The following is an 11939-nucleotide window of genomic DNA, read 5'->3' on the forward strand; positions in this document are numbered from 1 at the left end:
GGCGCTTTGTCCGATCGAGCTGCAGCGCTGATCATTCCGGGCCTACCTTCGTGGGCAGGGCACGGGTGACGGGCGGGAGGTTCGACCATGGCGGGACGGGGCCCGCGCAGCGAGCGCGGCGCCGGACGGACCCCCGAGGACGCGATCTGCCGGGAGCGGCGCCCGGGCACCCCCGGCGAGGACCCTGACCGCGCCCTCGACGCGCGTCTGGTCCGGATCCGGGACACGACCGGCCGCCCCCGAGGCACCGGCTTCCTCGCCGACCACCACGGCACCCTCGTCACCAGCCACGAGGCCGTCGACGGCCTGGCCCGCCTGGTGCTGCACACCGCCGACCGGCGGACCCGCGCCGTGACCGCCGACGCCGTCACCCCGCTGCCCGCCCTGGACCTCGCCCTGGTGCGCACCGAGGGCCTCGGCGTGGACCCGCTCCCGGTGACCGCGCGGGACCGCATCCCCACCGGCACGTATGTGCGTATCGCCGCCGGAGGCTGGCGCGCGGCGAGGGTGCTCGGCACCGCCCAGGTGACGTACACGCCGCAGGGCCCCGGCCTCCCACTCCGCGGCGAGGCGATGGAGTTGGCGCTGGGCACGGCGGGCCGGGACGCGCTGCGGCGCGGCGGCGGCGCGGCCGGCGGGCCGGTGCTCGACGCGGCGACCGGCGCGGTGCTCGGCGTCCTCGGCACGGCCCTGCGGTCCGGTGACCGCGAGGCCGGGTTCGCCGTACCGCTGCGCCCGGCCGACGGCCCGCTCGCCGAACTCCTCGACCGCAACGCCGCGACCGTGCCCGCGTACGGCGCCGACCTGAACCTGGCGGGCATCCTGGAACTGACCGCCACCTCGGTCGGCCAGGACGGCCCGCCCCGAGCGCTCGCCGGGTACGCCGGCCGACCCGGTGCCGTGGGCCCCGGACCGGCCGAGCCCGTCGAACGCCCCGAGGTGGTACGGCAGTTGACGGCCTTCACCGAGACCCGCGGCACCGCCGCCGTCCTCGGTCTCGTCGGCGCCCCGGGCAGCGGCCGTACGACGGAACTCGCGGCCCTCGCCACCCGCCGCGACCGCGGACCGGAACCGGCGCCCACCCTGTGGCTGCGCGGCGCCGATCTGACGGACGCCGACGGCTCGGTGGCCGACGCCGCGCGCCGCGCCCTGCGCCGGGCGGCCCGTATCGTCGCCGCCTCCCGGCCGCCCCTCCCCGCCGGCCAGGCCCCTCCGGGCGCCCCGGCCGGCCCTGAGGACACCACCCCGGAACGCCTCGCCCGCCTCGCCGCACGGCTCGGCCGTCCGCTGCTGCTCCTGCTCGACGGCCCCGAGGAGATGCCCCCCGCCCTCGCCCACCGGCTGCCCGAGTGGACCGCGGGGACCGCCCAGTGGCTGCGCGAGGCCGGCGCACGACTGGTGGTGGCATGCCGGGAGGAGTACTGGGAGAGCGCCGGGGCGCACTTCCCGCCCGCAGTGCTGTACCGCCCCGCGCCGGCCCCCGTCGACCCGCCCCGCCCGCTCCCGCCCTGCGTGCGCCTGACTGACCTCACCCAGGACGAGGCCCGCGCCGCCCGCGCCCGCTACGCGCTCCCCGACGGCGCCGTCAGCGACCACGACGCCCGTCACCCCCTCACCCTCCGGCTGCTGTCGGAGGTCCGCGCCGCCCTGCGGGACGCCCCGGCGCCCCGCGTCGACCGGCACGAGGTGTTCGCGGCCCACCTGGACCTGATGTGCCTGCGCATCGCGGTCCGCCTCGCCGCGGACAACGGCCTGCGCGGCACCGCCGTACGGCGTCTCGCGGCCCGGGTCTCCGGGCAGGTCCACGAGGCCGCCCGGCGCAGCCTCGGCCCGGGACAGGGCGGCCTGGACCGGGCCACCTTCGAGGCGGTGTTCCCCTGGGGGCCCGCCCCGTCCTGGCTGGGCGGCATGACCGGCTGGGCGTCCGCCGTCCTCACCGAGGGGCTGCTGGTGCCCGCCGGGACCGGCTACCGGTTCGCCCACGAGGAGTTCGCCGACTGGATCCAGGGCATGCACCTCGATCTGGACGAGGCCCTGCGCGCCCTGGTCCACCACGGCCCCGTCCCGCACGAGACCCACTCCCTGCCGGTCCCGCTCGACGGCCATCACCCGCCGGTCCCGCTCGACGGCCACCACCCGCCGGTCCCGCTCGCGAGCCACCACCCGCCGGTCCCGCTCGCGAGCCACCACCCGCCGGTCCCGCTCGCGAGCCACCACCCGCCGGTCCCGCACGACGGCCACCCCCTGCCGCTCCCGCACGCGAGCCATCACCTGCCCGTCCCGCACCACCGCGTCGGCCCCGTCGTCCAGGCCCTGCTCGTCCTCGCCCGCCAGCAGGGCACCGCCGAACTCGCCGCGCACCTGGAGAAGTTGATCCACGCCCTCGACGCGGCCCCCGGATCGTGGTGGGCCGCCCGACTGCTCGCCCGGGTGCTGTCCGAGGTCCCCGACGCGACCCCCTACAGCGGTGTCCTCCGTCTGCTCGCCGACCGCATCGTCGCCCGGCGGCGCCGACAGCGCCCCGTGCCCGCGGACTTCGGCCCCGCCTTCTGGACCACGCTGCCGATCCCGGACCGCGAGCGCTTCGACCTGCTGCGCCGCCTGCTCCAGGCCGACGAGGCCCCACCGGGCACCCCGGGGGCGGCCACCTCGCCCGGTTCGCTGCCGTGGCCACGGGGCGACGACACCCCCGCCCCGCCGCCGCCCACCAGCGTCCGGTACCTGGACGCCGTGGCCCGGCTCCTCGCCGCCGACCCCGCCGCCGTACAACCGCACCTGACCCGGTGGTTCGACGACGAGCGGCCGCTGCCCGCCACCCCGCACGCCACCGTGGCCACGGCCGCGCAGGCGCTGCTGCACACCTACCGACACGGCGCGCCGGACGACCTCACCGAGGTTCTCGTGGACAGCGCGCACCGACGGGGCGACGAACTGCTCGCGGTGCTCGCCGGGGACGAGACGTCCGCGGTCTGCCGGGCCGTCGACCGATGGGCGCACGACGAACGCCCGGCACGGCGGTCGGCGGCCATCACGTACGGCCTGCGCGCCGCACCCCACCTGCGCACCGAGGCCGACCGCGCGCTGCTGCGCCGTGCGGCCGTCACCCTCCTCGCCCGCCCCGCCGACCGCGGCCTGCACGGCGGCGCGCTCGCCCTGCTGGTGCGCGACCCGCGCACCCGCGCCCGCCATCTCCCGCGAGCGGTCGAGCACTTCGCCACCGGTGACCCCCTGTTCCCGCCCAGCGCCCTGGCCGCCGCCCTGGCCACGGATCCCGGGCCGGTGCTGGACGCCTTCCGTGCCCGGCTGCGCTCCGGGGCGGGCCCGGGGGAGGCGCTGAGCGCCCTCGCCGACGTCACCACGCCCCCGCTGGCCGGCCGGGTCGCCGCGCTCGTGTGCGAGACGGCCGAGCTGCGGCCGGAGACCGCCGAACCGGTGGCGCAGTACGTCGACCGCCGCCTCGACCAGTCCCCGGCCGCCCGCGCCGTGCTGCTGCCGCTGGTCACCGGCCTCCTGGACGCCGGAACGGCACCGCTGCGAGCGGCCCTCGCGGCCGTCCTCGCCGCCCCCGGCACCCCGGCGTCCCGACCCCTGCGCGAGGAGCTGCTGCACCACTCGCCGTCCCGCGAGCACGATCCCACCGTCCTGCCGGCGTGACGACGTGCGCCCGGTCACAGCCCCCATGCCGATGCGGGTCCGGAACGCGCGGCATGGCACCCTTAGACCTGCGCAATCGGTCAATGATGGATACGGACAAGGGTGCGAGGAGCGGTCACAGTGCAGCGCTGGCGTGGCTTGGAGGACATCCCCCAGGACTGGGGGCGCAGCGTCGTCACCATCGGCTCCTACGACGGAGTCCACCGCGGGCACCAGCTGATCATCAGGCATGCCGTGGACCGCGCCCGCGAGCTGGGCATCCCCTCCGTCGTCGTCACCTTCGACCCGCACCCCAGCGAGGTCGTCCGCCCCGGCAGCCACCCCCCGCTGCTCGCCCCGCACCACCGCCGTGCCGAAGTCATGGCCGAGCTGGGTGTGGACGCGGTGCTGATCCTTCCCTTCACCACCGAGTTCTCGAAGCTGTCCCCGGCCGACTTCGTCGTCAAGGTCCTGGTGGACAAGCTGCACGCCAAGGCGGTCGTCGAGGGCCCGAACTTCCGCTTCGGCCACAAGGCGGCCGGCAACGTCGAGTTCCTCGTCGAGCAGGGCAAGAGCTACGACTTCGAGGTCGAGGTCGTCGACCTGTACTTGAGCGGCGAGGCGGGCGGCGGCGAGCCGTTCTCCTCGACCCTGACCCGGCGCCTGGTCGCCGAGGGTGACGTCGACGGCGCCCGCGAGATCCTGGGCCGCCCGCACCGTGTGGAGGGCGTGGTCGTCCGCGGCGCCCAGCGCGGCCGCGAGCTGGGCTTCCCCACGGCCAACGTCGAGACCCTCCCGCACACCGCGATCCCGGCCGACGGCGTGTACGCCGGCTATCTGCACGCGCAGGGCGAGGCGATGCCGGCCGCGATCTCCGTCGGTACGAACCCGCAGTTCGACGGCACCGAGCGCACGGTGGAGGCGTACGCGATCGACCGGGTCGGCCTCGACCTGTACGGGCTGCACGTCGCCGTCGACTTCCTGGCGTACGTGCGCGGGCAGGCGAAGTTCGAGTCGCTCCAGGCCCTGCTGGAGCAGATGGCCGACGACGTGAAGCGCTGCCGGGAACTGATCGCCGCGGACCGGTAGGGGCGCGGCCTTCGGCGGCACGACGGAAAGGGCGGCCAGCGCCTCCAGGGGCACCGGCCGCCCTTCTTCATGCCGCTCTACTGCTGGGGCGGAGCCTGCGGGGGCGGGCCCTGCGGAGGCTGGCCCTGCGGAGGCTGCGCCTCGGACTGGCCGGGCTGCGGGTAACCGGGCTGCGGCGGGTACGGCTGGCCCTGGGCCGGCGGGTACGGCTGGCCGGGCTGGCCCTGGGCCGGCGGGTACGGCTGGCCTGGCGCCGGCGGATAGGGCTGACCCGCACCGTACAGCGGCTGCTGTGCGGGCGGGGCGTACTGCTGGCCCGGCATCGGCTGGCCTGGCATCGGTTGGCCCGGCATCGGCTGGCCCGGCATCGGCGGGGCGGCCACCGGCGGCGGGTTGCCGTCGTTGGTCCACAGGCCGTGCATCTGCTGGTGCCGGATGAAGTCCTCCGCGACCAGCGCCGAGAGGTTGAAGTACGCCTCCCGCACCTTCGGCCGCATCATGTCGAGGTCGACCTCGGCACCGGCGGCCAGATGCTCGTCGAAGGGGACGACCACGACACCACGGCAGCGGGTCTCGAAGTGCGCCACGATGTCCTCGACCTTGATCATCTTGCCGGTCTCGCGCACTCCGGAGATGACGGTGAGGGACCGCGAGACGAGGTCGGCGTACCCGTGCGCGGACAGCCAGTCCAGCGTCGTACTGGCGCTGCTCGCACCGTCCACCGACGGCGTGGAGACGATGATGAGCTGGTCGGCGAGGTCGAGCACCCCACGCATCGCGCTGTACAGCAGACCCGTGCCCGAGTCGGTGAGGATGACCGGGTACTGCCTGCCCAGCACGTCGATCGCGCGCCGGTAGTCCTCGTCGTTGAACGTCGTGGAGACGGCCGGGTCGACGTCGTTGGCGATGATCTCCAGGCCGGACGGCGCCTGCGACGTGAACCGCCGGATGTCCATGTACGAGTTGAGATACGGGATCGCCTGGACGAGGTCCCGGATCGTCGCGCCGGTCTCGCGGCGCACGCGGCGGCCGAGCGTACCGGCGTCCGGGTTCGCGTCGATGGCGAGGATCTTGTCCTGCCGCTCGGAGGCGAGGGTGGAACCCAGCGCGGTCGTCGTGGTCGTCTTGCCCACACCGCCCTTGAGGCTGATGACGGCGATCCGGTAGCAGGACAGCACCGGCGTCCGGATCAGCTCGAGCTTCCGCTGCCGCTCGGCCTCCTCCTTCTTCCCGCCCAGCTTGAACCGCGACGTCGCCGCCGCGGGCCGTCCGCTCTTCGCCTTCTGCTTCTTGTTGTTGAGCAGCCGGTCGGAGGACAGTTCCACGGCCGCGGTGTAACCGAGCGGCGCGGCACCGGGGTTGGTCATCTGCCGCTGGTCGTGCTGTATCGGCTGCGGCCAGGCGGCACCGGCCCGGGGATCGACCGGGGCCTGCGGCACCTGCGGCCGGCCCTGTTCCTGCTGGACCGGGGGCGGGGGAAAGCCGTAGCCGGCCTGCGGGTTGGGGGCGGGGGGCGGAGGGAAGCCGTAGCCGGCCTGCGGGTGGGGAGCGGGCGGCGGGGGAAAACCGTACCCGGCCTGCGCGTCGGGGGCCGGAGCGGGGGCGTGCGGCTGCTGGGGTGCCGGCGGGGCCGAGGGCGGCGGGAAGCCGTACCCCGCCTGTGCGTCGGGGGCCGGAGCGGGGGCATGCGGCGGCTGCGGTGCCGCCGGGGCACCGGGGGTGTACGGCTGGCCCGGGTGGGGTGCGGTCGGCGGGGCCGGGGGCTGGTGCCAGGCGGCGGGCGCGGGCTGCGGCGCCTGCGGCTGGAACGGAGGCTGCTGCGGCTGGTGCTGCGGCTGCTGTGGCTGGGGTTGCTGCTGTGGCTGGGGTTGCGCGGGCCACTGGGCGGCCGGGACGGGGGCCGCGGGCTGGTACTGCGGCGGCAGCGGCGGCACCCCGGTCTGCGGCGCCGGCGGGGGCCCCCAGGCGGGCGGGGCCTCCTGCGGAGCGGGCGGTGCGGCATCCGCGGGGGTGGCCTCCGCGGCCTCGTCCGGAGCGGGCGGAGCCTCGGCCGACGGAACCTCGGAGGACGGAGCCTGAGCGGGCTCGGCCTCGGCGGGCTCGGTCTCCGGCTTGACGGTCTCCTCTGCTGCGGACTCCGCGACACCGGCGGGGACGCCGGCCGGCTCGTCGTCGGTGTCCGAGCCCTCGGCATCCTCCACCACAGCCGCGGACTGCGGCGCGACCGCCTCGGCAGAGGAGAGCTCCTCGGCAGGCGCGTCCGCCTCTGCCGTCACCACCTCGGCGCTCTCGTCGGAGCCGACGGTCGCGTGACCGGCGTCCGCGGACGTCTCGGCATCCTCGGAAGCGCCGCGGACCTCGCCCGTGTCGGCCCCGTCCGTACCCGGTGCCTCCGCCTCGGCCCCACCCTTCGGCTCGTCCGACGCATCCTGCTCCGCCGAGTCCTCGTCCTTGGAGGCGGCGGCGTGCTCCGCGACGGCGGCCATCTCACGCTTCAACGCGACGGCCGAGAACCGCATGGTGGCGCCGCTCTCCAGGTCACCGTTGTCCGGATCCGGATCCGGCTCGGCGGGCGCGTTGGCGGGCGGCGCGGACGGCGCGGGCGGAGCCCAAGCCTGGGCCGGAGTCTCCGGCTGCGGCTGCTGCGGCTGCTGCGGGGGCTGCGGCTCGAACCCGCTCGACATCGGCAGCCTCGGCACCGGACCGGGCTCCCCGGTCTGCGCCGCGGGCGGCGTGAACGGCGCCCCGGGCACAGGACCTGGAGGAGCCGGGGGAACCGGGGGAACGGGGGGAGCCGGAGTGAAGGGCGCCCCGCCGGCCGTACCGGGCGCACCGGCCGAACCGGGAACGGCCCCGGAAGGCCCACCGGCTCCAGGGCCCTGCTCGGAACCCCCGGCGGCCCCGCCGGTCTGCGCCGCGTTCTGCGTGTACCAGGCAGGCGGCGCGTAGTCGATGGTGAACTCGCCCGTCGTCTCGAAGGCGGACTCCGCGTCGGGCTGGTCATCGCCGGGTGTGGCCCAGCCCCCGCGGATCCCGTCCCGATCGCTGCTCACAGTTCCTCCTGATGTGGTCGAGCACCCTCATGCCGTGCCGGGGCGACCATGTCGTGTCGTTCTCAGTCGTCCGTAGTCGTTAGAGGTAGTCGGATCCACCGGTTCTCCCCTGGACAGTCGATGCCCGGTCCACGGGTTCTGGCATCGCGCCCGGTACCAGCCTAATCACCACGAGCCGCACCCGGGCAGGCCCGTCCGCCCCTCAGCACCCGCACACCAGGTCACACCGCACCGGAAATGCCTGAGCTGCCCTCTGCTTTGCCGTGAAAACCGGCGAACAAAGCAGGCAAAGGCAACCAGTTCAGTCCATTCGCCTCGGGGTGCCCAACAATCCGATCTCGGCATCAGTGGGTTGAGTCAGCGCGTACTGCCGGTCGCGGTCGGTGCACCACAGGGTGACGCCGTCGGGCAGCGCCGGCAGCGAGTCCACCTCGGTCCGGGACAGACCCATGGTGCGGCCCAGTTCCGCCGCCTCGTCCGGCGAGACCCGCTGAATGCCGGCGAGCCGCGCCTGCCGCAGCAGCCGGGGCGCGACGGGACTGAGGTACGGCAGCAAGGTCAGCACCGACTGCCACGGCCCGGACACCACGCGCCCGCGGGGCGGCCGCATACCGCAGTCCCGCACCACCAGCACGGGCGTCCCGGCCGACGCACCCTGCGGCGGCACCTGCCCCACCTCGTACACGGCGAGCCCGTTCTGCCCGCCGCCCATGGCGTGCACCATCTGGATCCAGGCCTGCGGCCGACCGGTCTCGACCGCGACCCGCGCACCCGTCGCCGCCGTACGCAGCGCCAGCACCTGCGCCGTCCACAGACCGCCGATCAGCACGACGTCGTACGGAGTGGGCCGGTTGATCCCCAGTACGGCCGGCTGCCCCTCCGCGTCCACGCCGGCCACCACGCCGTCGTCGCCGATGGGCAGGGACAGCGCGTCGAACTGCTCCACGGGCAGCGTGTGCCGCGGGTGGCGGGGGCCCAGCAGGCCGAAGCCGGTGCGCAGCCGCTCGCCGAGGCCCGACGCCGACGAAGTGGGTGAAGTCGTCACGGCCATCAACGGGCACCTCCCAGCGGCAGGGTGGCCAGAACGCCGGGCAGCTGCTCACGGTCCAGGCGCGCGAGCTGGGTCCGCGCCTGCTGCGCCGCACGCTCCAGTTCGCGCCGCGCGTCGGTCAACTCCTGGTTGCTGCGGCCGGTGATCCTCAGATGACCGGTGACCGTCACGTCCTGCCGCGCACCCTTGGCCAGCGTCAGGCTGAACGTCGTCGCCAGCGCGGGCACCACGGTCAGCTGGGCCACCAACTGCGCCAGCGAGCCACCGGATCCGCCCAGCGGGGGCCAACGGCGCACCCAGTAAGTGGTGTGCCGGCGGTTGTCGCAGCGCCAGCTGCGGCTGGACTCCTCGGTACGGCGCTGCGGCGCCTCGCCCCGTCCTGTCTGTGCCGCCTGCGCCGTCACCATCGGATTGGCGCACGCGGAGGTGGCGATGGCGGCCGTCAGCTCCTCCTCGGTGAGCACGCTCGCCCGGAATCCGGCCCCGGTGAGCCGGCTCGACAGATGTTCGGCGGAGCGGGTCAGGCACTTCTGCGCCCCCAGCAGCCCGCCGCCGCGCGCGGCCACCGCCTCCGGGCACAGCTCGGGATCGAGCTTCAACGCGATCCACGTGATGCGCACGGCGGGGGAGCCGGTCTGGGCCTGCAGCGGTGCGTAGTTGCTGACCACGACCGACTGCTGGGGCAGGTGCAGCGCGGGCGCGGGCTGTGTGTGCACCACGATCTGCGCCGACTCCAGCCGGATTCCGTCGACTTCGAGGACATCCCGTACGAGCGCCATCGGCAGCGGTCTGTGGGTGCGCTCCGCGCGCAGCGCGCCGGCGTCCGACTCCACCTGGAGCACCACGGTCAGGAAACCGCCGTCACCCACCATGCCGATCGGCCGCTGGTCGCGGTCGTCGCCGCGGTTGTGGCTGTACGTGCGCAGAGCCGGATCGCACTCCACCGCAGGCGCCAGACCGGAGTCGGTACCCGGTGGCACCGGTGTGCTCTCGGCCCGCCGCCTGCGAGCCCGCAGCGCCAGCAGGGTGCCGAGCCACTCCGGCAGGGAACGCCCCCGGCGTCGTACGACGGCGAGCACCACGAGCATCGCCGCGACCGCGACGGCGACCACCAGGGCGACCATACCCACGACCCATCCGCACAGCACGAGCGCGGCCGCGATCTCCAGCAGCACCAGCCGCTGCACCGCGAACGAACCGCCGCGCCCCGAACGGGACTCCAGATGCGGCGTGAATGCGCCCTGGTGGGGCGTACGTGCCTGCTGGCCGCCCGGTCGGGAGGACGAAGAGCCGCGGGCGTCCGGCGAGCCCGCGCCCCCCGACCGTGACTCCGATTGCGATCGCGACCGGCTCCGCGTTACGGAAGCCATCACTCCAAACCCCCGAACTCTCCCTGAAACCCGGCGCTCCGGTCCCTTCAAGCCCTGAGCACCCTACCTGTGCCACAAGCACGTCCACGCAACAGGCATAGTAGGGGCCGGGTCTGACAGTCGAGGCACCAGAGGCAACCGAGGGCGGGGGACGGATCTTCACAGGTCCCCCACGGCTCCGCAACGGGGAGAGAGCGGACACAAATGGCATCACGGCGGGACGAACTCAACGCCTACACCTTCGCGAAGCGCCGCACGCTCGCGTCATTCCTGCAGCCGTCCGTCTCCGGCTCGGAGGAGGGCGCCCCCAAACCGCTGAGCGCGCTGGTGCCCGGCCTCGTCGTCGGCGTGGTGGTCCTCGCGGTGTTCGGCGCGGTCGGAATGTTCAGCCCCACGGCCCCCAAGGGCTGGGACACGCCGAACGAGCACGTCATCGTCGCGAGCAAGTCCACCACCCGGTATGTGGTGTTGAAGACGGGCAAGGAGACGCAGCTGCACCCTGTCCTCAACATGGCCTCGGCCAAGCTCCTCCTGGAGCCCGGCAAGGACAGCGTCATCACCGTCGACGAGAAGGTCCTCGACAGCGGCAAACCCCCGCACGGCGCGACCATCGGCATCCCCTACGCCCCCGACCGCCTGCCGTCCCCGGGTGATGCGGAGGCCGCCAAACGCTGGGCGGTGTGCGAGCGCCCCGGCGACGGTGGCCGGGCCATCCAGAAGGCGGCGTTCGTCCTCGCCAAGAAGGAATGGTCCAGGACGGAGGGCGCGGACAAGCTCACCCGCGGCGACCTGATGTACGTCGTCGGCCCGGACGGCAAGACCCAGTACGTCGTCGACGCACGAGGCACGGCGTACGAGATCGCCGACCCGAGCGACAAGGAACTGCTCAAGGCCCTCGACACCCAGAGCCGCGCCCCGCAGCGCGTCTCCCAGGAATGGCTCGACACCCTCCGCAAGGGCGCTCCGATCTCCATCCCGAAGATCCCGGGCACGCCCGGCGCGAAGGCCGGCGCCTCCGGCCTGCTGCGGCAGTACGACAAGGTCGGCGAGGTCATCAAGGCGTACGACGGCCAGACGATGCAGTACTACGTCGTACTCCCGGGAAAGGTGGCCCGCATCACCGAGTTCACGGCCACGCTCCTGCTGAACAGCGGAGACCTCGTCGCCACGGACCAGGCCGGTGAGGCGCAGCAGGTCAGCCCTGGCGCGGTCGCCGACAGCACGACGTTCGACGCGGAGAAGAACTGGCCGACGTACAAGCCGAGGACGGTGAACGACGGCTCCAGCACCACCAGCGGCCGCAACACGGTCTGCAACGTCCTGCGCTCGGTCGGCGCCAAGGGCACCACCACCCTGTCGACCTGGGTGGGCACGGACTTCCCCGCCCAGCTGCCCACCGGCTCCTCCAGCGCGTACGTCACCCCCGGCTCCGGCCAGCTCTACCGCCAGTTCAAGGGCACGGAGACCTCGGCCGGAGGCGTCTTCCTGGTCACCGACACAGGCCTGCGCTACGCCCTGCAGTCCAACAGCGACAGCGCCACCGACGACCAGGGCATCGGCATCTCCGCCAAGCAGCGCAAGGAGGAGCCGAGCGAGGCGAAGATCGCCCAGACCCGCCTCGGCTACGAGAAGGTGACGCCCACGCCCATCCCCGCGGAGTGGTCGACGTTCCTGCCGACGGGCCCGCGCCTGTCGGAGTCGGCGGCACGGCAACCGCAGGGTTCGTAGAGAAGGGGCGGAGGA

At 74.4% G+C, this 11939-nt stretch carries 6 protein-coding genes; 3 read left to right on the top strand and 3 right to left on the bottom strand.

What is annotated here, in order from left to right:
• Positions 1 to 87 precede the first annotated feature (87 nt).
• Both ACFY0F_RS37515 and ACFY0F_RS37520 read left to right on the top strand, forming a co-directional pair.
• The gene (locus ACFY0F_RS37515; RefSeq protein ID WP_388805095.1) at positions 88 to 3654 is read left to right on the top strand and encodes a trypsin-like peptidase domain-containing protein; all 3567 of its coding nucleotides are present in this window, start codon (positions 88 to 90) and stop codon (positions 3652 to 3654) included.
• A 120-nt stretch (positions 3655 to 3774) separates the two neighbouring features.
• Positions 3775 to 4722, top strand: coding sequence for a bifunctional riboflavin kinase/FAD synthetase (locus ACFY0F_RS37520; RefSeq protein ID WP_388805098.1), 948 nt, complete (start codon positions 3775 to 3777; stop codon positions 4720 to 4722).
• Positions 4723 to 4799: 77 nt separating this feature from the next.
• On the opposite strand, the gene ACFY0F_RS37525 is transcribed toward ACFY0F_RS37520, so the two are convergent.
• The 3 genes from ACFY0F_RS37525 to eccE form a co-directional block, all read right to left on the bottom strand.
• Positions 4800 to 7775 (bottom strand): SCO5717 family growth-regulating ATPase, encoded by a 2976-nt coding sequence (locus tag ACFY0F_RS37525; RefSeq protein ID WP_388805101.1) that lies wholly within the window; start codon positions 7773 to 7775, stop codon positions 4800 to 4802.
• Positions 7776 to 8076: 301 nt separating this feature from the next.
• Positions 8077 to 8826 carry a hypothetical protein gene (locus ACFY0F_RS37530; protein WP_388805104.1) on the bottom strand — a complete coding sequence of 250 codons (750 nt, stop codon included), beginning with the start codon at positions 8824 to 8826 and terminating at the stop codon, positions 8077 to 8079.
• The gene (gene eccE, locus ACFY0F_RS37535) at positions 8826 to 10196 is read right to left on the bottom strand and encodes a type VII secretion protein EccE (protein WP_388805107.1); all 1371 of its coding nucleotides are present in this window, start codon (positions 10194 to 10196) and stop codon (positions 8826 to 8828) included. The genes ACFY0F_RS37530 and eccE overlap by 1 nt, the downstream gene beginning before the upstream one ends.
• Positions 10197 to 10400: 204 nt before the next feature.
• Between eccE and eccB the strand changes: the two genes are divergently transcribed.
• Positions 10401 to 11924 carry a type VII secretion protein EccB gene (gene eccB / locus ACFY0F_RS37540; protein WP_388805110.1) on the top strand — a complete coding sequence of 508 codons (1524 nt, stop codon included), beginning with the start codon at positions 10401 to 10403 and terminating at the stop codon, positions 11922 to 11924.
• Positions 11925 to 11939: the final 15 nt, after the last annotated feature.

The organism is Streptomyces sp. NPDC001544 (genome assembly GCF_042894285.1).
Lineage (GTDB): Bacteria > Actinomycetota > Actinomycetes > Streptomycetales > Streptomycetaceae > Streptomyces.

Excerpts from the sequence above, each read along its gene's own strand:
- eccE (WP_388805107.1), bottom strand. The coding sequence starts at position 10,196 with ATGGCTTCCGTAACGCGGAGCCGGTCGCGATCGCAATCGGAGTCACGG.
- ACFY0F_RS37515 (WP_388805095.1), top strand. The coding sequence starts at position 88 with ATGGCGGGACGGGGCCCGCGCAGCGAGCGCGGCGCCGGACGGACCCCC.
- eccB (WP_388805110.1), top strand. The coding sequence starts at position 10,401 with ATGGCATCACGGCGGGACGAACTCAACGCCTACACCTTCGCGAAGCGC.
- ACFY0F_RS37530 (WP_388805104.1), bottom strand. The coding sequence starts at position 8,826 with ATGGCCGTGACGACTTCACCCACTTCGTCGGCGTCGGGCCTCGGCGAG.